This window comes from Halosolutus halophilus (genome assembly GCF_022869805.1).
GTDB lineage: Archaea > Halobacteriota > Halobacteria > Halobacteriales > Natrialbaceae > Halosolutus > Halosolutus halophilus.
The window spans coordinates 5,039,338-5,058,678 of sequence record NZ_CP094974.1 but is presented as its reverse complement, the minus strand read 5'-3'; the positions used below and the strand labels follow the sequence as shown (position 1 = coordinate 5,058,678).

Genomic DNA, 19,341 nt, shown 5'->3' with positions numbered 1-19,341 from the left:
GAGTGTTACGACGTGCTCCGAAGCCCGCGACGGCTCCGCATCCTCGAGATCCTCGGCACCCACGGACGGCGACTCAGCCTCGCGAAGCTGACGTCGGAACTCGTCGCCCGCGAGTCCCGGGACGTCTCGAACGGACAGGCACGCCACGACGTCCGTGTGAGCCTCGTCCACAACCATCTGCCCCGGCTGGCCGGGTACGACGTCGTGGACTGGGACGTCGACACCGGTGCCGAACTCGACGAGTCGTTCCCGATCGACCCGGTCGAGCTGTCGTCGCTGCTCGAGGACAGTGACGCCGGGGACGCGGTCCTCGAGACCGTCGTTCACCCGGTTCCGGCTCCCGCTCTGTTCGATCTTCGCCGACAGCGATCGGCCGCTCTCGCTCGACCAGCTCGCCGCCGAACTCGCCGATCACGACGTCGCCGCCGACGCCGATCGGGCCAGGATCGAACTTCACCACTCGCACCTGCCAGCGCTCGAAGACGTCGGACTCCTCGAGTACGACGCCGACTCCCGGCTGGTGAGCGGGACCGACTACTCGCTCCCCACGCTGGTCTGACGAGCGTCGCCGAGCCCCGATCCGCAATCGAGTCGTACCGGCCGACGAAACCGCCGATGAACGGACGTCCGAACGTCACGATTTCTCACCCCGCCTTCCGCGACGAACAGCAACAGTCGTAGTCGTTCGTAGCCGCACCTGCGGCGGTTCGGTTCGTCGAACCGTCGTCTCGCGCGGACGGTCGCCGATCGGAGACAGTCAGCCGGAGGGAAACGTGTTTGTGGACTCGGCGGGATGTCTGTACCATGACCGATCTGGGCGATTTTGGCGAGTTTACTGCGGACGCCGACGCCGACGCCGACGGGGACAGGGCCGACGCCGGCGGGACCGACTCGGTGTCGACGTCCAGCGACGGAACGAACGCGGACGCCGACGACGACTTCGAACGCACGTCCGTCGAGCCACGCGGGGAAGACGTCGGAATCGGGACCATCTGCGTCTCCCAGGGCCTTCGCGTCGCCGAGGACGACGACGACACCTCGCTCCGGGCGTACGTCACCCGCGACAACCGATCGTCGATCCGTATCGGGAGCTACCTGATCGCGCCGTATCCCGACGGGGAATCGCTGTTCTGTCGGATCACCGGGCTCGAGTACGCCCAGCAGTACCACGCCGACGACGCGACGGAAATTCACGCCCGACGCGCGATGCGAACCGACGGCGTCGACGAGGCGGACTACAAATTCGTCGCGACTCTCGAACCCGTCGCGGTGCTGTACGAGGACAGCGCGGAGCCACGCTCCGCGGATGCGTCGAGCGGGCAGAACCCGCGAGACGACGGGGAACTCAAGCGCCGAATGACCGATCGGGTCCCGAAACCCCAGACGGTCGTAAAGCGGGCGACCGACACCGAGGAGATCAAGACGGGGCTGAAGATGCCCGACGACGGCGTCTTCCTCGGACACCTCTCCGTCGGCGGCGAGAAGGTCAGGACGGCGACGACCCCGCCGACGATCGACTACCGCCTCAAGGACGACTACGCCGCCGGCGATCCGCTCGTCTTCCGCCACACGCTGATCGCCGGCGGCACGGGGTCGGGGAAGACCCACGGCGCGAAGAACGTGTTGCGCCAGTACCTCGCCGACGAGCGCCGGTATCCCATGGAAGACGGCCGATCGGTCCAGCCGGCAGTCGTCCAGTTCGACCCGCAGGACGAGTACGCCCAGATGCACGACGACAACCCCGACTTAGACGGCGAGTTCGCCCGCCGACTCGATCGCGAGGGGATCGCCTACGGCGGCCACGACGACACGACGGTGTTCGTCCCGAAAGTGGGATCGGCGACGTACTCGGCGAGCCACCACCGCGCGGAACAGGTCGAGTTCACCATCCCGTTCGAGATGGTTCACGAGAACCCGTGGCTGGTCGCGGGCAGCGGACTGAACGACAACCAGTACGGCGCGCTCGTCAGCGTCCTCCTGCCCCGATTTCGGAACCAGTACGGCGAAGACGGGACCTACGAGGAGTTCACGACGTTCCTCGACGATCCCGCGCTGCGCGAGGAACTCGACGAGTCCGGCCGCGTCCACGAGGCGACCTTCGACGCCGTGCGCCGCCGCGTGCTCGGCTTCGGCCACGTCTTCGACCAGGACGCCCGGCCGATCACCGACCTCGTCCACGAGTTCGTCCGGCCGGGCGGGCTGAGCGTCGTGCCGACCTACCACGTCAACGACACGCGAGCGACCGAGGCCGTCGTCCTCGCGCTCTCGTCGCTGCTGATCGACCAGAAACTCTCGAACGACCCGACCTACGATCGGATCAAGGAGACGCCCCTGGTGCTCGGGATGGACGAGGCACACAACTTCCTGACCGACGCGGACTCGGTGCAGGCGGGGAAGGTCATCAACAAGTTCACCGAGGCCGCCAAACAGGGCCGGAAGGAACGGCTAGGACTGTTCCTCATCACGCAGGACCCACAGGACATCGACGACGCCGTTTTCAAGCAGATCAACACGACGATCGTCCTCAACCTGGGTGACGAGGACGCGATCAAGAGCGTCAACATCCCCAGCAACCTCGAGTCGAAAGTGCCCTACATGGAGAAAGGGCAGATGGTCGTCTACTCGCCGGACAACTCCGAACCCGTCGAGTTAATCGGCCTGCCGAAGTGTCTGACACGCCACGGGCGGGACTGACCGACGACGACGTCTTTAGCAGGCGAAGGTGCCGGGTTCGAGGGTCCCGATCGACGGGAACCCGCGAAGAGACGGAACGGCGAGCCAGTAGCTCGCGACCAGCGAGAAGCCGATCGCCGAGGCGACGATGACGCTCGCGCTGCCGAGGACGTCGCCAAGGTAGCCGCCGAGTAGCAGCCCACTGGGGCCGACCACCGCGGTAACGCTGCCCGTCGTCGAGGTGACGCGGCCGAGGAGATCCTCGGGAACGCCCGTCTGCAGGGCCGCACTGACGAGGACGTTGTAACTGCCGACGGGAACGAACGCGAGACCGAAACAGACGAGCACGGCCGGCAACCAGTCGACGGAAACCGCCACGAGCCAGCAGCCGGCCGCCGCGGCGAATCCGGCGATCGTCACGGGGCCGAAGGGGGCGGACTCGAGTCTCGAGGCGCCGATCGCACCGACGAGCGTCCCGGCGGTCATCGAGGCGACCAGCAGTCCGTACGTCCCGGCACCGCCGATCGCGTCGGCGAACGCGGGGAGGACGGCCGTCGCCATCCCGGTGAAGGCGACGGCCAGACTCGCGGCGACGACCAGGTGGCCGATCACGGAGCCGCGAACGAGCGAGACGCCCTCGCGGAGGTCCGCGAGGTAGTCCCGGGCCGACGGGATCGTCCCCGTCATCTCGGTGGACGGAATCGCGACGAGCGCGAAACACAGCGCACTCACCGCGAACGTCGCCGCGTTTACCGCGTAGAGGGCGACGGCCCCGACGGCGGCGATGACCGCACCGGCGCCGGCCTGGGCGAGCGCTCCGATCGCCCTGTCACCGGTCGACGCGAGCGAGTTGGCCCGGACGAGGAGGGAGTCGTCCACGAGCCGGGGGATCGCCGCGTTCTGGGCGGGATCGGAGAGCCTGGCCAGCGTCGCGAGGGCCGGCATGATCGCGAGCACGACCCACACGTCCAGGAACCCGAGCGCTGCAGCGGCGGGGACAGCCAGCACGACGACCCCCTGGGCGAGTTCGACGACCACGAGGAGCCGTCCCAGCGGCGAACGGTCGACGAGCGGGCCGAGCAGGAACCCGATTGCCTGCGGGAAGCGACTCAGGAAGCCCGCGAGGCCCGTGTAGAGGGTCGACCCGGTGAGCGCGTAGACGAGCCACATCGACGCGACGAGGTACAGTTCGTCACCGATCCGGCTTACGGCGTGTCCGGCGTACAGGCGCCGGAAATCGACGTTTCCGAGCAGCGAAGCCGTTCGCCGGTCGACGATTCCACCGGACCACGGTCCGTATCGTTCGGCCATCACCGGCAGTGGTCCGGCCACCCACATTACCGTTCGGCGAACCGAATTTCTGTAACGCATCGGACAGTACACTCTTGTCGTCGACCCTCGAACGATCCGACATGTCACGCGGCACTGAGGACCCGACCGACGCGCTCGAGGTACTCGGCAACGAGACGCGAATCGCCATTCTGCGGGCGCTCGCGGAGGTCGACGAGCCGCTGTCGTTCTCCGAACTCCGGGAACGCGTCGGGATCCGCGACTCGGGCAAGTTCAACTACCACCTGACGAGACTCTGCGAGTACTTCGTCCGCGAGACCGACGGCGGGTACGAACTCGGCCCCGCGGGAACGCGACTGATCGCGAACGTCGAGCCGACGGGAACGCCGCTCGAGACGACGTCGACGGACGGACCGTGTCCGGTCTGTGGCGACGAGGGCTGCGAAAAGCTGTATCACGTCCACCTCGCGTCACCCGGGTTCGGGCGCGAGTGAGCCGCTACGCGGGCAGCGTGCGCTCGAAGAACGCGGCGACCTCGCTCGCGATGGCGCCGTGTTTGCCGAGGAAGAAGTGATCGCCCGCGAGCGACGAGACGTCGTCGCCGCGATCGGTCGCGCGGTCGACGACCGGTTCCCAGTCGACGGTCGTGTCCCGCTCGCCGTACAGCACCAGCAGCGGCGCCTCGAGGGCGGACAGCGCCTCGACGGCGTCCAGTCCCTCGCCGAGCGTCGCCGTCGGCGCGAGCGCGGCGACGGCCGCGACGTCCCGGTCGACCGAGGCCGACGCGAGCAGCGCCTGCGAGGCGCCGAAACTGTAGCCGAACAGGCCGATCCGCTCGAAGCGGTCGTCGTCCGCGGCCCAGCGGACGGCGTTGCGAACGTCCTCGCGCTCGCCGTAGCCCTCGTCCCACGGGCCGTAGTCGAACCGGAGACAGGCGATCCCCGATTCGGTGAGCGCGTCGCTCACTGCCACGAGCCGCCGGTCGGTTCGGGAGCCACCGTGCTGTGGATGGGGCGGGCAGGCGACGACGACCGCCTGCGTCTTCGCGTCGGGTTCCTCGAGTCGGCCCCGGACGTCGCGACCGCCGGGGAGCAACACGTCGCTCATAGGGATGCGTTCGCGACCGCGGGTAATCAATTCGGCGAGCGGCGTCGATTTCGGCGGCGACTGTCGCTCATGTGATGTTTTTAAGGGCGGCGAGCGATAGGTAGGCACATGGGCATCCTCTCGCGAACTTCCTACGTCATCCGGTCGAAGATCAATTCGGTGCTCAACCGGGCCGAAGATCCGACGGAGACGCTCGATTATTCCTACGAGCAGATGCGTGACCAGCTCCAGGACGTCAAACGCGGTATCGCCGACCTCACCACGCAGAAGAAACGCCTCGAGATGCAGAAAAAGCGCCTCGAGGAGAACGTCGACAAACACAACGAGCAGGCTCGGACGGCCGTCGAACAGGGCCGGGAAGACCTGGCGCGACGCGCCCTCGAGAAGAAGAAGACGAAGATGAACCAGATCGAGGACCTCGACCGTCAGATTTCGGACCTGCAGAGCCAGCAGGATCGGCTGATCGAGCAGAAAGACGAACTCCAGACGCGTATCGAGGAGTTCCGCACGAAAAAGGAGACGATGAAGGCCCGCCACGAGGCCGCAAAGGCCAGTTCCTCGGTCTCCGAGGCGATGACGGCCACCGGCGAGGAGTTCGAGGACGTCGGCCGCGCCATCGAACGCGCCGAGGAACAGACCGAGGACATGGAGGCCCGGGCGGCCGCCATGGACGAACTCCACGAGAGCGGCGCGTTCGACGACGTCCTCTCGGACAAGGACAGCATCGATCGCGAACTCGAAGCGCTCTCGACCGACAGCGGCGTGGAAGCCGAACTCGAGACGCTCAAGTCAGACGTCGGCGTCGAGGAGTCCACGGCCGACTCCGAGGCGGTCGACGAGGAAGAGATCGAGGATCTCGAGAGCGAGGTCGACGACGACGAAATCGAGAGCGAACTCGCAGAACTGCAGGACGAAGAGAATCAGTAGGTCGACGCGATCGGTACCGTTTTCGTGGCCTGTACCGGGGAGCGTCGGGCTCCAACCTGACGGCATCCTGTCACCCGTCGTATCTGTCGCGGGAGAAACGAATACGATCTTCCAGGTAGAACGTGACGGTATGGCTTCAGAGGAACCCCTGGACTCGCTTTCACTGACCGATCAGGCCGTCCTGCTCGGGGTCGTCGCCCTCGACCGGGACGGCGAGACGCCGGTGCAGACGCCCGAACTCAGGCGGGTGTGCAAGGCGCGGTTGGAAGACGTCGAAACCGTCGTCGGGACGCTCACCGAGGCGGACGTGATGCGATCGCTGTACCGCCTCGAGGACGAGGGCGTCGTCGAAGAGGTCGACAGGGCGGAAACGTCGCCGACGGGGAAGGGACGACCCGCCTACGCGCTAAACGACAGTCCGGACGCGATCGTCGATGCGATCGAGGACGACCTCGTCGAGGGGATGGACTCGTCGTAGGGGGTGCCGACGGCACCCCGAACGGAGCGGAAGTTCACGTCGGCGTTCCGAGTACCGTGATGTCGTAGTCCGCGACGTCGGCCGGGGACTCGAGGACGACGACCTGGAACGACCAGGACGATCCGCCGTTGAGGTCGCCGGTACTGGCGAGATACCGGCCCAGCACGTTTCCGGCGTCGTCGTAGACGCGCGTTCGGACTTCGACGATCTGGATCCGATCGGAGCCCGTGTTCGCGACGATCCCCTGAATGGTCGATCCGAGATAGCCGTCTTCGACGACGAACTCGTGTTCGATCAGCGAGAGCGGATCGAGCGGCGTCACGGAGTCGTTGGGTTCCCGTTCGGCGACCGCCTCCGCCGCGGACATCTGGGTCGCCGATCGGTTGGAGACGTTACTGGCGTTTCTCGCGTCGACGGTCCCGTCTTCGTAGGTCGGTTCGCCGCCGAGTCCACCGCTACCGGTACAGCCGGCGGCCGCGGCTGTGATACCCGCACCGATCGAGGCGAGCAATCGCCGTCGGCTTCGGGTCATCGGCGGGCGTACGTCCGCGAGGTAGTTCCGTTACCGGGCATACGTCGAATCGACACCGCCGACGTATTTCAGTGTAGGCCCTGAACCGACAGCGTCCGGCGCAAGCCCTGCATCGGCGGCGCGCAGGGTCGCATCGCTCGCCGTCCACGTCGGTGCGAGCGGTGTATGCAACGCAGGCCCTTATTGTCGAGTCGGTGGAACGTGTCGCCATGGGATCCTCCCGGACCGACGAGACGCTCGAGAGCTACGGAGCCGACGTCGGCGCGAGATCGGGAACGCTGGCCGGGGTTCGCGAGTGGATCGTGGTCGAGGGCAATCGCGTCACCGTCGCGGCGCTCCTGTTACTGGGCGTCGTCGTCCTGTTGCTCGTCCTTCACGAGATCGGTATCGTCTCGTTCGTCAACCCGAACTCCGTCACGCGGGTCGCCAGCGGCATGATCGCGGGGACGTTCTCGCTGGTCACGCTGGTCGTCTCGGTCAACCAGCTCATCCTCTCCCAGGAGTTCAGCGCGGCCGGCAAAGCGCGCGATCGACTCGAAGACGTCGTAGAGTTCCGGCGGGACGTGGCAGCCGACGTGGGCGTGCCGGCGAGCCCGGCCACGCCAACGAGAATCCTCGAACTGCTCGTCGAATCGATTCGACACGATGCCGCCGACCTCGCCGACGCCGTGACGACTCACGACGACGAGAATGTCCGCGAAACGGTCACGCAGTACACGAACAGCGTTCGAGAGCGGACCGAGCGCGTCGACGAGGTACTCGAGAAAGGGGAGTTCGGCTCGTTTACCGCCGTCTCCGCGGCGATCAACTACGACGAAGCCTGGCATCTGCACGTCGCCACCCACCTACGCGGCGAATACGGGGATTCGCTGTCACCAGCCGCGATGGAACACCTCGACGACCTGATCGACTCGTTGAAGCTGTACAACGTGGCCCGCGAGCAGTTCAAAACGACGTACCTGCAGCGGGAACTCACTCGGTTCTCACAGCTCACGATCTATTGCGGAGTCCCCTCGATCCTGTCGGCGATCCTCGTCGGCCTCCTGTTCGCCGACTTCGCTGGACCGAGCGTCAGTACTGTCGTGCTTCCCTACGTCGTCGTCGCGCTAATTATCGTCGGCCTCTCACCACTCGCCCTCCTCGCGTCCTACATCCTTCGCACCGCGACCGTCACGCGCCGGACGGCCTCGATCGGCCCGATGATTCCCCAGAAGGACCCCGAGGAAGGACCGTTCGACGTGACCTACGGCGAGGACCGGTAGTCACTCCCACTCGACGTCCGCCCCGCGATCGGTCTCCCGGAGGACGAACGGCCCGATGGCGAGCGTCCACTTCGCGACGGTGACGATCCGGAGAATGTACGACAGGAAGATCGCGAACGGCGTTACGCCGACGGCGAACCCGAGGCCGACGATCAACAGCCCGCGATCGAACCCCGCCGTCGTCCCGGCCACGTCGCCGGTCTCGAAGACCAGGATCATGTAGGCCGCGACCGACAGCGCCGGCAGCGCGATGTAGGCCAGCGCCCGCGAGATGTTGATGATCTCCCACCGGAAGTACAGCGTCTTGAAGTGCTCGCGGGCCGGCCCGAAGAACTCGAGGATTCTGAGCAAGTCGTCGATCCGCTCGACGATGTCCTCCGGCAACGCCCCGGCGTGTCGGTTTCGGACGCGTCGACCGGTGTAGATCTTCCAGGAGTAATTGTACTCCAGGGCGGCCCGGACGACCTCGAACCGGCCGAACTGCTGACCTTCGAGCGTATCGGTGACCCGTTCGGCGTCGGCGACGATCCCACGAGCGTAGTCGCGAACGTCCTCGCGAGCGGCCGCGTCGACGTCCGATTCGGACTCGAGGGTCTCGAGAAGCGTCCGTGCCTCGGTGGCGGTCGCGTCGACGAGACCGCGGAGAAAGATCGACGGTTCCGGGGGGCTCGTCTCCCGTCCGACGGCGTCCTCGACCTCTTCGCGGAACTCCATCGCCCCGGCCATCCGCTCGCGCTGGTCCGCGACCGGACCGAGTTCCTCGGAGAGGACGAGCTGGTTGAAGGTCAACACGAGGCTAACGCCCATGATGATCCCGATGATGATCGGCGTGAACAGCGCGAAGACGGGATCGGGTTCGAACAGCTTCGCGATGGAGCCGGGACCGAACTCGCCGAGACCGATGAGAAGGGCGTAGGCGACGACGAGCATCACACCGGCCACCAGAACCCGGTTGCCCTCGACCAGAAACCACAGCACCGGACGGCCGCCGCGAACGCGGTCGGCCATCGTGGTGGCGGTCTCGTCGCTCTCGCTCCGACCGGACTCGGTCATACGACCCGTCCGTACCATGGCCGTCCGGACAAGTGTTTTCGTCGTTCGCACGGTCGCCTGCGATCGGTGAGGCCGGCTTCACGGGGGTCCGGTCGATCGCTCGGGCCGGTTTCAGAGGGGTTCGACGGCCGATCGGACGACCGCGGGTTTGCTCACTCCCGCGGGGGTATTTTATCCGCCGACGTCGTTCGTTCGTCACGGTCAATGAGCGATTCGGACTCGAGCGACGTGTTGGGTCAGCGGGTCGGCGTCGGCGGCCCAAAACTGTGGGTGTTGCTCCGGCTGAACCGGTGGCTCTTCACGGCAGCCGTGCTGGCGACCGTGTTCGCTATCCTGGTCGGGTTCAGCTGGCTCGGCCTCACGCCCCTTCGCGTGATCGTCCAGCGGCACAACGGCACCTTCTGGATCTTCTCGGCGTTCATCGGGGCGATCATCACCGGTACCTCGATCGTCGTCACGATCAATCAGCTGGTCCTCTCCCAGGAACTGGGGGCGGTCGGCGACCAACGCAATCGCATGCAAGAGGCCATGGGCTTCCGCCGGGACATCGAGGACGAACTCGAGGAGGACGTGACTCCGCCCGAACCGGCGGCGTTCCTCTACGAACTCGTCGACGGCATCGAGGAGGAAACGACCGATCTCAAACACGCGATGGCCGGCGGCCACAGCGACGAACTGCAGGCGAAGATCGACGACTACGTCGACGACGTCGTCGAGAACGCGCAGGTAGTCAAGGGCGACCTCGAGAACGCTCAATTCGGGACGTTCGACGTGATCTGGAACGCGCTCAACTTCAACTACTCCCGGAAGATTTACGACGCCCGCAAGATCCGCTCCGATCACGGCGACGAACTGTCTGACGACACTGTCGAGGAGATCAGCGAGATGATCACAATTCTCAAGTTCTTCGGGCCGGCCCGCGAGCACTTCAAGACGCTGTACTTCCAGTGGGAACTGATCAACCTCTCGCGGGCGCTCCTCTACATCTCGGTACCCGCGCTGACGGTGATGGGACTGCTGTTGATGTACGTCGACGGGAACGCGCTTCCCGGGACGACGCTGGGCGTCGACAACCTCGTCTGGGTGACGAGCGCGGGCTTCGTCGCCGGTATCGCACCGTTCGTCGTCTTCATCGTCTTCATCCTCCGGATCGCGTCCGTCGCCAAGCGAACCCTCGCGATGGGGCCGTTCATCCTCCGGGAGTCCGAGCGGGACGAGGATCTCGGCTGACCCGATCGGCGCCGCTACGCGCGGTACGGCGGGCCGTCACCGCTGCGCGCATGCCGTTCGTCCTCGTCGAACTGCTCGTCGTCGCCCGGCTCGGTCCCGTCTCGCTCAGGGCGCTCGTCGGAGTGGTGGATCCGATCGAGACGGTCTTCCAGGCGCTGATTATCGGGGTCACGTTCGTGGTCACGAGATCGTCGCGCTGGCGGCGACGATCGCCGTCACCCCGTTTCTCCCGTCGATCGCCTTCGTCCTGCGGATCGCGACGATGGCCGGACGGACGCCGGCGATCGGCCCGTTCATCCGCCGGGAGTCGAGCCGCGGCGAGGCGATCGACCGGGAGCCGTAGGATCGGTGAGGGTGTTCGAAACGGAAGAGGTTACCCCGTTCGACGACGAGTGAGCGACGGTGATCCTCGTGATCTGCGGGCCGCCCGGTGCCGGCAAAACGACGATCGCGAACCGGGTTCGAGAGCGGCTCACCAGGCGGGGCGTGCGCGTCGAGACCCACCACTCCGACGACTTCTCGAGTCGCACGTACGAACGGCTCTACGAGCGGGTCACCGAGGGACCCGAGAACGCGATCCATGTCGTCGACGGCACGTTCTACCGGCGCGAGTGGCAGACGCAGTTTCGCACCCTCGACGACGTCCGGTTCGTCCGCCTCACGGCGAGCCTCGAGACCTGTCTCGAGCGAAATCGATCGCGTGGGGATCCGATCGACGAGCAGGGCGTCCACGTGATCTACCGGGAGTTCGACGAACCCGACGCCGCACTCGAGATCGACACGGACGACTGCTCGGTCACGGAGACCGCCGATCGGATCGTGACCGCGCTGTCGGCGTGGAGCTGGATCGACGCTGCCAGCGGGTGAGCGTGGCCGCGAGTCGATCGAGCGCGGGCTTCAGGGACCCAGCACGGAGAATTCGTCGGGCAATCGATCTGGCGTCACCTCGTCCGGAAGCACGTCCCAGCCGAGCGCGTCCTCGCCGGGGTCAGCGTCCGTCTCGAAACCGGGTTCGTCCGCGGGCTCTCGATCGCGGTACTCCACCGGCGGCGCATCGTGGGCGTAGACGCTTTCGGGATGGTCGACGACCCAGACGTGGAGCATACAGGGCGTCCGACAGGGGAGTCGCACATCGCCGTCCTCGTAGTCCCCCTCGTACACCTGTCGATAGTACCACCACGCGAACCGCGACGGGAGGCCCGCGTGGTAGTGCCACGGGGAGCAGCGATCCTCGGACCCGTCGCGATCCTCGCCGGCGTCGGACTCCGGGACCGCCGGGGCGACCTCGTCCTCGTACGTCACGTCGGCCGCCGCGTCGTAGATCACGGGCGGCGGCGAGATGGGGTCGCCGTCGCTGGTCGCGATAAACATGATGCCGATCGGCCGCCAGGACTCGTCGTCCACGAGCACTGACTCCGGTCGGTCGGGGTCGAGGATCGTTCCGTCGCCGATGTACCCGGGGCTGAGCCAGTGGGAGTAGCCGCTGCCCCCGCCGATCGTGTCGAAGTACGGCTTGTATTCGTCGTCGAGCAACGACCCGACGTCGGGGTACCGTTCCGAGAGCGTCTCCGCGACGGCCTCCCTGAGTTCGACCGTCACCGGATGGTCGTCGTCACACCCCTCCACGCTTGCGCCCGCACAGGAGCCGTGACTCGGCTCGATCGTCGCCTCGGGACAGCGCCGATCGAGCCGGGCTCGTTGCGCTTCGGCCTCGCCCCCACCCCTACCGGCCCGTGCGGATCCGACGGCCGACAGTGCGACCGCCCCGTTCGTCGCCTGCAGGACCGCGCGCCGGGATAGCTGCGACGAATCGCGTTCGTCTTCGTGCCCGTCGTGCATGACGTGTCTCGCCACGGACGCCACGACTGTAAACGACAGTCGGGATCGGCTCTAGAGGAACGATCGCTACGATATATACGAACGCGGGCGGACGAAAATCGGCGATCGAAGGAGCGACGGTGGTACCCGTCTGCCAGGCAGTACACGCCGACTGACGTCAAAACCCGCGATCGGATCGGTCGCGGAGATCGCGCTGTGCCGGAGACGGACTTCGGAGGGAGCGATCGATACGCAGATCGGCTCAGTCGTCGTGGGCCTGTACCGCCGGAAGCGTCACCGAGACCGTCGTCCCCTCGCCCGGCTCGGAATCGATCCGGATCTCGCCGCCGTGGCGTTCGACGATCCGCTCGCAGAGCGCGAGGCCGATTCCGGTCCCGTCGTACTCGCCGTGGGTGTGAAGCCGCTGGAACACCTCGAAGATGCGGTCCTGATCGTCCGGATCGATGCCGATCCCCTCGTCGCGAACCGACACGATCCATTCGGCGCCGTCGTCCTCCGCGGCGGTGCCGTCTTCTCGCGGGCCGTGCTCGCTCGAACGCTCCGCGGAACTACGTTCCGCGCTACTTCGTTCCGAGGCGTCGAGCGCCTCGCTCCGCTCCGCGGTGATCTCGATTCGCGGCGGGTCGTCGCCGCTGTAGGTGATCCCGTTCTCGAGCAGGTTCTGGAACACCTGGCGCAGCTGACTGGCGTCCCCTGCAACGCGAGGGAGGTCGTCGACGGTGACCTCGGCGTCGTACTCGGCGATCTGGACCTGGATATCCGATAGCACGTCGTCCAGGATGGCATCGAGGTCGACGGGCTCAAGCGGGTCGCCCTGCGTCTCGACCCGCGAATAGGCGAGCAGGGCCTCGATCATCTCGCGCATCCGATCGGCCCCGTTCACCGCGAACTCGAGGAACTCCTCGCCGTCCTCGTCGAGCGCGTCCTCGTACCGTCGTTCGAGGAGCCTGAGGTAGGTCGACACCATCCGCAACGGTTCCTGGAGGTCGTGGGAGGCGGCGTAGGCGAATTGCTCGAGCCGTTCGTTCGAGGCCTCGAGCCGATCGATCACCTCCTCTAACCGTTGCTCGCGCTCTTTGCGTTCGGTGATATCCTGGGCCGCTCCGCGGAGCGAAACGACCTCCTCGTCGACGGTCTCTGGAACGCCCTGCAGCCGAAGCCAGCGCACCTCGCCGCCGTCCGTCCGGAGCCGTGCCTCCACGTCGAAGGGGTCGCCGGAGTCGAGCGCCGCCTCGATGGCACCCTCGACGATCTGCCTGTCCTCCTCGTGGTACATGTCGAGCGCCTCGTCCAGTGACGGTTCCTCGTCGACGGACGTCCCGAGAAGTTCGAAGATGTGGTCGCTCCAGAACACGTCCATCGTCTGTGTGTCAATCTCCCAGCCGCCGACGTCCGCGATGCGCTCGGTCTTCTCGAGCAAGTCGAGCGCTCGTTCGAGTTCGCGTTCGCGCTCGACCTGTTCGGTGATGTCGCGCGTCAGCGCCACGTGAGAGGTCGTCCCATCGGGATGACGAAGCGGTGTCGCGTGCGTTTCCATGTGTCGTCGCGTGCCGTTCTGCCCGACGATGTCGAACTCCAGGGTCCCGCGTTCACCCCGACAGATCCGCTCGTTGAACTCGCGGAACAGCTCGCGGTGTTCGGGGGCGATAAGGTCGTAGACGCTTTTGCCGATCACGTCCGAATCCGAGTCGGCACCCACCATGTGTAGCCCGGCCGGGTTCATCTGGAGCAGGGTGCCGTCGGCGACAACGGTCTTGATACATTCCGGCGTGGTCTCGACGAGCGCACTCAGATGCTCAGTCCGCTCGCGCAGTTCCCGCTCGCGCCGGCGGTGCTCGAGTTCGTACGCGGCCCACTGCCCCATCAGGTCGAGGAACGTCCGCTCGGCCTCCGAAAACGCCGCGTCGCGCGACTCCTCGGAGAGGAAAAAGAACGTCCGATCGCGCCCGCCCTCGATGTCGAGGGTGGTACCGAGATATGTTTCGAACCCGTGGTCACGATAGGCGCGACGATCGTCGTATCCGGCAGCCACGGGATCGACGATGCTCTCCTCCTCGTCGGCCTCGACGGCCGCCGCGCAGTACGTCTCCGACAGTTGTAGTTCGAGCCCGGGCTCGTAGCCCTCGTAGTCCCCGCTAACGTGTTCGACTTCGAGCCGATCGGCTTCGCGGTCCACGGTGGCCACCCCACCGAGTTCGAGGCCGAACCGCTCGCAACCGAGATCGAGCAGGTGCTCGAGTTTCTCCTCGAAGTCGAGCGTGGGGTCGGACGTGATCTGGTAACTCCGGCGCAGGAAGCGTTCGCGCCGTTTGAGTGCGGCTTTCGCGTCGGTTTGCTCCCGGAGCGTCCCCAGCAGTCGATCGACCTCGCGCTCCGACTTTTCGGGGCTGAAGAACTCCTCGGGCGGCGTGTAGTAGACGTTGTGGCTGACCCGGCTGTCGTGTACGAGGAGGGGATGGGTGCTGATGACGTCGCGGATGACCTCCGGGGGGAACCGCTCGCGGCTGTACTGACAGAGCGCAAGTCCATCCACGTCGTCGAAGAGGTAGTTGGCCTTGGCCTCGCACTTGACGAGTTCCTCGCAGTCGGGATCCTCGCGCAAGACACTGCTCATCTCGCCGGTCACGCGCAGGGCCTCGTACTCCTCCGTGGCCTCCGCGATGGCGGCGTCGATGAACTCGATCGTCTCGTCCGCGTCGAACGTGCCGTTCCGGAGGTAGGTCTCGTCCTCGTCGTGGACGGAGAGCTGTCCCGATGCGAGCGCGGCGTCGACGTCGATATCGAAGGCGCGCATCGCCGCCACGATCTCGTCCCTGGAGTTCTCGTGGGTGATGTACAGGCATCGCTCGCCCCGTTCGAGGCCCTGGCGAATGAACGGGATGGCGGCGGCGAGCTGTTCCTCCCGGGAGTCGTAGATGAGAGCGAAGTGGTCGTTGGCGTGATCGTGATCGTCGAGCGGGGCGGCCGGCCCGCGGAACGCCGGACTCGACCGAAGCGCCTCGAGCCCGGTCTCGACGGTCACCGATTCGCCCGGCGTTTCGTTCTGAGACGTGTGTTTACTCATCCATCATCCCCACTGCTCCTCGAGACCGGCAGGTTACCACCGGATCGAGCGGGTCGAGACGGTGGCCGGGACTGGAACCGAATCTGACCGCCTGCATAGCCGCCCTCTCGGTCGTCGACGTCGGAGGTCCGTTCATTGAAAACGGTGAGCGGATCGAGAGGGAAAAGGATATCGTGGGTTTCACTCTCGATGCGACGATCCCGCGATAGCGGGCACCGGGGACGGGATTCTCGATCTCCATGGGACCGAGAACGTCCCGGTTTCGGGCGAGAGGTGCCCCCGATCGCGCTCCCTATTCGAGCACTGCGCCAGTCCCCGCTCGATCGAGCCCCGCGAGATCGATCTCGCCGTCGGATATCGGGACGCCGTCGTAGGGGTCCTCGGCCAGCAGGAGCGAGCCGTCGAGGTCGGCGTAGTCGAGCAGCGGCGCGAGGTGACAGGCCGCCGCGATCGAGGCGTTGGACTCGGTCATACAGCCGCACATCACCTCGAGCCCGTGAGCGCGCGCGGCGTGGATCATCCGTTTCGCCTCCCGCAGGCCGCCACACTTCATGAGTTTGAGGTTCGCGATATCACACCGGTCCGCAATCTGCGGAACGTCGTGCAGGGTCTCGCAGGACTCGTCGGCGGCGATCGGGGCCGACGACCGTTCGTAGACGTAGCGCAGTCCCTCGGGATCCTCGGCCGGGACCGGTTGCTCGACGAACGCGAGGTCGTACTCGGCGAGCCGATCGATCTTCCCGACGGCCTCGCGAGGCGTCCAGGCCTCGTTGGCGTCGACGAACAGCCGGACGTCGGGGGCGACCGATCGGATCGTCTCGACGATTTCGACGTCGCGATCGGTGCCGAGTTTGACCTTCAGCGTGGTAAAACCGCGGTCGAGGGCCGTCTCGGTCTTCTCGCGCATGGTCTCGGTGTCATCGAGGCCGATCGTGTAGGAGGTCTCGAGGGTTTCGGCCGGATCGAGCCCCCAGTACCGGTACAGCGGGAGATCGAGCCGTTTCGCGACGAGGTCGTGGAGCGCGATGCTGACCGCACAGCGAGCCGCCGGGTTCCGACGGACGGTTTCGCGCATCCGCCGCTCGATCAGATCGAGCTGGTGGGGATCGCCGACGTCCTCGACGACCGCGAGCAGGTCGGGGAGGACGGCCGTCACGGTGTCGACGGTCTCTCCGTAGTGGGACGACGGCGCGGCACCGCCGACGCCGACTGTCCCGTCGTCGTCTTCGACGCGGACGGTCACGACCTCGGCCTCGGTCGTCGTGCCGCGGGCGATCGTAAAGGGGAACTCGAGCGGCAGCGCGTGACGCTCGAACGCGGTATGCAGGCTCATTCGAGCAGGGCCTCCAGCACCTCGTCGGTGTCGAACCGGATGACGTCCGTGGCGGGCGCGTCGAGCGCGGCGGCGTAGTCGTCGACGGCCTCGCGCGCCTCGTCGTCCTCGAGGTGTGCGGTGTTGAGCGCGCCGGCGACGACCGGCGCCTCGCTGACCGGGTCGGAGAGGGATTCGTAGAGGTCGACGTACGTCTCGATCGACGGCAGCGAGAACGACTCGTAGCCGTGGACGGCGTCGCGGCCGGCGACGTGACAGAGCACCAGTCGATCGGGCATCGAGCCGTGGAGAATGCCGCAGGTGACCGCCGAATAGGCGGGGTGGACGATGCTCCCCTGCCCCTCGACGAAGAGGTAGTCGTGCTCGTCACCCTTCTCTACGATCATCTCCTCGACCGCGCCGGCGGTGAAGTCCGAGACGACCCGATCGATCGGGTTCCCCCAGCCCTCGATCATGATACCGGTCTGACCCGTGGGAATGACGGCGGCGTCGTACCCCGCCTCGCGGGCGTCGCGGGCGAGTTCCATCGAGACGGTCATCTTGCCGACCGAGCAGTCGGTGCCGACGGTGAGGACCACTTCGGCGTCGACTTCGCCGGCGACGCCCTCGCTGACCGTCAGGTCCTCGGGTGGCTTGCGGACGTCCCACAGGTCGCAGTCGTTCTCGGCGGCGAGTCGCGCGAACTCCTCGTCGTCTTCCAAGAAGTAGTGGAGGCCGGCGATGACGTCACAGCCGTACTCGAGGGCCGTCCGGACGTCCTCGCGCCAGCTTTCGTCGAAGTCGCCGCCGATCGGCGCGATGCCGATCAGCAGGGCGTCGACCTCGCTCGCCTCGAGATCGGCCATGCCCTCGACGATCGGTGCGTCCTGGACGTCCGGAACGAAGTCGGAGACGCGATCGCCGGCGGTCTCGCGATCGAGGACGGCGGCGGCGTCGTAGTCGGCGTACCGGAGTACCCCGAGGGCCGTCTTGGCCCGATCGGGGAACTTCTCGTGTGCGAGAATTGCAACGCGCATACCGGAGGCTAGACGAGCGACTATTTAACCCTGAAGACCCGCACCGATCGCTCGATCCGGCCCAACCCGACGGGCGGGACGCCGGCGATCAGAGAACCCGCAACTCCGTCGTCCAGAACGATCGATGGGCGTCCGAAAGGGCCGACTTCGGGGTCCCCGTCGCGTCGACGGCGGCCGTCGCGTCGGGATCGAGGGCGGCCTCCTCGGCGAGCGTCTCGACGACGCCGCGCTGGCCGACGAGGTAGAGCCGATCCGTGTCGGCGTCCTCGACGGCGGTCGTCAGGGCCTCCCGGCAGCGATCGAGGTGGGCGTCGATCTGCTCGTCGCGGATGCGCTCGAACCGGGCCTGCGAGAAGCCGCCTTTCGAGTGGCTTCCCTTGACGTCGCTCTCGAAGCCGCGATAGTCGACGCGCTCGTCGGCCTCGTAGACGCCGACGGCGAACAGGTCCGTCCGGGCGAGCGCGAGCGCGTACCGACCGGTCGGCAGGAACCACTCGCGCTCGATCGCGAACCGATCGGCCCACGTCGGGTCGCGATCGAGCCGGATCGGGGGGTCGAGCGTCACCGACACGAGGCCCGCGTCGTCGACGCAGCAGAGACAGGGCGCGGCGTCGTCGACGAGCGCGACTCGATCGCCGAGGACGTCCTCCAGATCGTCCCGGGCGGCGTCGGGTCCCGCTTCACCGACGGGGGCCGTGAGCGCACCCTCGGGACCGGTCCGGACCGACGCCAGCCGATCGAGAACCTCGGCGAGTCGAGCCCCGCGCAGTTGCTCGCGACGGCGGACGGTCGGCCCGGAGTCGGCCTCCTCGACCCGATCGAGTTCGCCCTCGAGTTGCGCGATGCGGTCTTCCAGCCGGTTCACCTCCCCCTCGGCCTCCTGTCTGGCCGTCGCGGCGTCGGCCCGGCGTTCGGATTCGGCCTCGTAGCGCTCTCGCAATCGTTCGTTCTCCTCCTCGAGATCGTCGATGCGCTCTTTCAGCGAGGCGCGTCCGAGCAACTCGTCGAGCATCTGGCGACAAACGCGAAGCGGGACTACTTCTAGGTTCCGGCACCGGGATAATCGTCGTCGAGATCGGGACGGGGCGTCTCCCAGCCCCCGGCGAACTCGAGTAACTGTCGGGCGCGCTCGCGGCGGGCGAGCAACACTTCCCGGAGCGACGGGGGATTTCGAACGTCGGTTCCCTCGAGCATCGATTCGGGGAGCGCCAGCGTGTTCGCCGGGACGGCGTCGTCGCCGTGAACCGGGAAGTGCTGCGATTCGAGTTTCATCACGAGCGGCGCATCGAGCCGTTCGAGCCCCTCGCCGCTCGCGTACACCTCCTCGTTGATCCGTTCGTGCTGGTCGCGCTGCATGAGCGCGCGATCGCTCTCGGTCGGCGTCACGTAGAGTCGTCCGAGATAGTAGCTCCGCGAGAACACCTCGAACATGCTACCTAGTGACACGGGCCGGAACGACATAACTGTTGGCAGACAAGTATAAATTGGCGCGCTATCAGCGCACTTTGACCGCCCGTGACCGCCGTGCGTCTCCGGA

At 66.6% G+C, this 19,341-nt stretch carries 20 protein-coding genes; 9 read left to right on the top strand and 11 right to left on the bottom strand.

Features of this window, described 5'->3' with window-relative positions:
* The first annotated feature begins 289 nt into the window (after positions 1-289).
* The gene (locus MUG98_RS25285; protein WP_320443101.1) at positions 290-559 is read left to right on the top strand and encodes a DUF7344 domain-containing protein; all 270 of its coding nucleotides are present in this window, start codon (positions 290-292) and stop codon (positions 557-559) included.
* A gap of 245 nt (positions 560-804) precedes the next feature.
* On the top strand, positions 805-2,694 hold the full coding sequence (locus MUG98_RS25200; protein WP_265110138.1) for an ATP-binding protein: 1,890 nt from the start codon (positions 805-807) through the stop codon (positions 2,692-2,694).
* Positions 2,695-2,709: 15 nt separating this feature from the next.
* Here the strand turns inward: MUG98_RS25200 and MUG98_RS25195 are convergent, their stop codons facing one another.
* Complete coding sequence (locus tag MUG98_RS25195) at positions 2,710-3,984, bottom strand: MFS transporter (RefSeq protein ID WP_265110137.1); 1,275 nt, start codon at positions 3,982-3,984, stop codon at positions 2,710-2,712.
* A 101-nt stretch (positions 3,985-4,085) separates the two neighbouring features.
* Here MUG98_RS25195 and MUG98_RS25190 point away from each other — a divergent pair, with 101 nt between their 5' ends.
* Positions 4,086-4,457 carry an ArsR/SmtB family transcription factor gene (locus MUG98_RS25190; protein ID WP_265110136.1) on the top strand — a complete coding sequence of 124 codons (372 nt, stop codon included), beginning with the start codon at positions 4,086-4,088 and terminating at the stop codon, positions 4,455-4,457.
* Positions 4,458-4,461: 4 nt separating this feature from the next.
* On the opposite strand, the gene MUG98_RS25185 is transcribed toward MUG98_RS25190, so the two are convergent.
* Positions 4,462-5,070: an alpha/beta hydrolase gene (locus tag MUG98_RS25185; protein WP_265110135.1), complete on the bottom strand. Its 609-nt coding sequence runs from the start codon at positions 5,068-5,070 to the stop codon at positions 4,462-4,464.
* 108 nt (positions 5,071-5,178) lie between these two features.
* On the opposite strand from MUG98_RS25185, the gene MUG98_RS25180 reads away from it, so the two are divergent.
* Entirely contained in the window at positions 5,179-5,997 is an 819-nt protein-coding gene (locus tag MUG98_RS25180) for a PspA/IM30 family protein (protein ID WP_265110134.1), read from the top strand.
* A gap of 130 nt (positions 5,998-6,127) precedes the next feature.
* Entirely contained in the window at positions 6,128-6,475 is a 348-nt protein-coding gene (locus MUG98_RS25175) for a hypothetical protein (protein WP_265110133.1), read from the top strand.
* 34 nt (positions 6,476-6,509) lie between these two features.
* On the opposite strand, the gene MUG98_RS25170 is transcribed toward MUG98_RS25175, so the two are convergent.
* Positions 6,510-7,007, bottom strand: coding sequence for an FxLYD domain-containing protein (locus tag MUG98_RS25170; protein WP_265110132.1), 498 nt, complete (start codon positions 7,005-7,007; stop codon positions 6,510-6,512).
* Between the two features lie 209 nt (positions 7,008-7,216).
* On the opposite strand from MUG98_RS25170, the gene MUG98_RS25165 reads away from it, so the two are divergent.
* Positions 7,217-8,269: a DUF7972 family membrane protein gene (locus tag MUG98_RS25165; RefSeq protein WP_265110131.1), complete on the top strand. Its 1,053-nt coding sequence runs from the start codon at positions 7,217-7,219 to the stop codon at positions 8,267-8,269.
* Here MUG98_RS25165 and MUG98_RS25160 read toward each other — a convergent pair whose 3' ends face one another.
* Positions 8,270-9,322 carry a DUF7972 family membrane protein gene (locus tag MUG98_RS25160; RefSeq protein ID WP_265110130.1) on the bottom strand — a complete coding sequence of 351 codons (1,053 nt, stop codon included), beginning with the start codon at positions 9,320-9,322 and terminating at the stop codon, positions 8,270-8,272.
* Between the two features lie 204 nt (positions 9,323-9,526).
* Between MUG98_RS25160 and MUG98_RS25155 the strand changes: the two genes are divergently transcribed.
* Genes MUG98_RS25155 through MUG98_RS25150 form a run of 3 tightly spaced genes read left to right on the top strand, consistent with a single transcriptional unit; the run spans position 9,527 to position 11,419 of the window.
* On the top strand, positions 9,527-10,552 hold the full coding sequence (locus MUG98_RS25155) for a DUF7972 family membrane protein (RefSeq protein ID WP_265110129.1): 1,026 nt from the start codon (positions 9,527-9,529) through the stop codon (positions 10,550-10,552).
* Positions 10,542-10,895 carry a DUF7972 family membrane protein gene (locus MUG98_RS25685; RefSeq protein WP_486606258.1) on the top strand — a complete coding sequence of 118 codons (354 nt, stop codon included), beginning with the start codon at positions 10,542-10,544 and terminating at the stop codon, positions 10,893-10,895. Before MUG98_RS25155 ends, MUG98_RS25685 begins: the two co-directional genes overlap by 11 nt.
* Positions 10,896-10,954: 59 nt before the next feature.
* Positions 10,955-11,419 (top strand): ATP-binding protein, encoded by a 465-nt coding sequence (locus MUG98_RS25150; protein ID WP_265110128.1) that lies wholly within the window; start codon positions 10,955-10,957, stop codon positions 11,417-11,419.
* A gap of 30 nt (positions 11,420-11,449) precedes the next feature.
* Here the strand turns inward: MUG98_RS25150 and MUG98_RS25145 are convergent, their stop codons facing one another.
* The 7 genes from MUG98_RS25145 to MUG98_RS25110 form a co-directional block, all read right to left on the bottom strand.
* Positions 11,450-12,391, bottom strand: coding sequence for a hypothetical protein (locus MUG98_RS25145; RefSeq protein ID WP_265110127.1), 942 nt, complete (start codon positions 12,389-12,391; stop codon positions 11,450-11,452).
* A gap of 241 nt (positions 12,392-12,632) precedes the next feature.
* The gene (locus MUG98_RS25280) at positions 12,633-15,455 is read right to left on the bottom strand and encodes an MEDS domain-containing protein (RefSeq protein ID WP_320443097.1); all 2,823 of its coding nucleotides are present in this window, start codon (positions 15,453-15,455) and stop codon (positions 12,633-12,635) included.
* Positions 15,448-15,696 (bottom strand): hypothetical protein, encoded by a 249-nt coding sequence (locus MUG98_RS25130; RefSeq protein WP_265110126.1) that lies wholly within the window; start codon positions 15,694-15,696, stop codon positions 15,448-15,450. The genes MUG98_RS25280 and MUG98_RS25130 overlap by 8 nt, the downstream gene beginning before the upstream one ends.
* A gap of 51 nt (positions 15,697-15,747) precedes the next feature.
* Positions 15,748-16,788 carry a dipeptide epimerase gene (locus MUG98_RS25125; RefSeq protein WP_265110125.1) on the bottom strand — a complete coding sequence of 347 codons (1,041 nt, stop codon included), beginning with the start codon at positions 16,786-16,788 and terminating at the stop codon, positions 15,748-15,750.
* Positions 16,785-17,804 carry an N-acetyltransferase DgcN family protein gene (locus MUG98_RS25120; RefSeq protein WP_265110124.1) on the bottom strand — a complete coding sequence of 340 codons (1,020 nt, stop codon included), beginning with the start codon at positions 17,802-17,804 and terminating at the stop codon, positions 16,785-16,787. Before MUG98_RS25120 ends, MUG98_RS25125 begins: the two co-directional genes overlap by 4 nt.
* Before the next feature lie 88 nt (positions 17,805-17,892).
* On the bottom strand, positions 17,893-18,816 hold the full coding sequence (locus tag MUG98_RS25115; RefSeq protein ID WP_265110123.1) for a Vms1/Ankzf1 family peptidyl-tRNA hydrolase: 924 nt from the start codon (positions 18,814-18,816) through the stop codon (positions 17,893-17,895).
* Positions 18,817-18,845: 29 nt separating this feature from the next.
* Complete coding sequence (locus tag MUG98_RS25110) at positions 18,846-19,235, bottom strand: DUF5802 family protein (protein WP_265110122.1); 390 nt, start codon at positions 19,233-19,235, stop codon at positions 18,846-18,848.
* Positions 19,236-19,341: the final 106 nt, after the last annotated feature.

Coding starts and splice junctions, on each gene's coding strand:
- MUG98_RS25200 (WP_265110138.1), top strand. CDS start 805: ATGACCGATCTGGGCGATTTTGGCGAGTTTACTGCGGACGCCGACGCC.
- MUG98_RS25195 (WP_265110137.1), bottom strand. CDS start 3,984: ATGGCCGAACGATACGGACCGTGGTCCGGTGGAATCGTCGACCGGCGA.
- MUG98_RS25190 (WP_265110136.1), top strand. CDS start 4,086: ATGTCACGCGGCACTGAGGACCCGACCGACGCGCTCGAGGTACTCGGC.
- MUG98_RS25185 (WP_265110135.1), bottom strand. CDS start 5,070: ATGAGCGACGTGTTGCTCCCCGGCGGTCGCGACGTCCGGGGCCGACTC.
- MUG98_RS25180 (WP_265110134.1), top strand. CDS start 5,179: ATGGGCATCCTCTCGCGAACTTCCTACGTCATCCGGTCGAAGATCAAT.
- MUG98_RS25175 (WP_265110133.1), top strand. CDS start 6,128: ATGGCTTCAGAGGAACCCCTGGACTCGCTTTCACTGACCGATCAGGCC.
- MUG98_RS25170 (WP_265110132.1), bottom strand. CDS start 7,007: ATGACCCGAAGCCGACGGCGATTGCTCGCCTCGATCGGTGCGGGTATC.
- MUG98_RS25165 (WP_265110131.1), top strand. CDS start 7,217: ATGGGATCCTCCCGGACCGACGAGACGCTCGAGAGCTACGGAGCCGAC.
- MUG98_RS25160 (WP_265110130.1), bottom strand. CDS start 9,322: ATGACCGAGTCCGGTCGGAGCGAGAGCGACGAGACCGCCACCACGATG.
- MUG98_RS25155 (WP_265110129.1), top strand. CDS start 9,527: ATGAGCGATTCGGACTCGAGCGACGTGTTGGGTCAGCGGGTCGGCGTC.
- MUG98_RS25145 (WP_265110127.1), bottom strand. CDS start 12,391: ATGCACGACGGGCACGAAGACGAACGCGATTCGTCGCAGCTATCCCGG.
- MUG98_RS25280 (WP_320443097.1), bottom strand. CDS start 15,455: ATGAGTAAACACACGTCTCAGAACGAAACGCCGGGCGAATCGGTGACC.
- MUG98_RS25130 (WP_265110126.1), bottom strand. CDS start 15,696: ATGGAGATCGAGAATCCCGTCCCCGGTGCCCGCTATCGCGGGATCGTC.
- MUG98_RS25125 (WP_265110125.1), bottom strand. CDS start 16,788: ATGAGCCTGCATACCGCGTTCGAGCGTCACGCGCTGCCGCTCGAGTTC.
- MUG98_RS25120 (WP_265110124.1), bottom strand. CDS start 17,804: ATGCGCGTTGCAATTCTCGCACACGAGAAGTTCCCCGATCGGGCCAAG.
- MUG98_RS25115 (WP_265110123.1), bottom strand. CDS start 18,816: ATGCTCGACGAGTTGCTCGGACGCGCCTCGCTGAAAGAGCGCATCGAC.
- MUG98_RS25110 (WP_265110122.1), bottom strand. CDS start 19,235: ATGTTCGAGGTGTTCTCGCGGAGCTACTATCTCGGACGACTCTACGTG.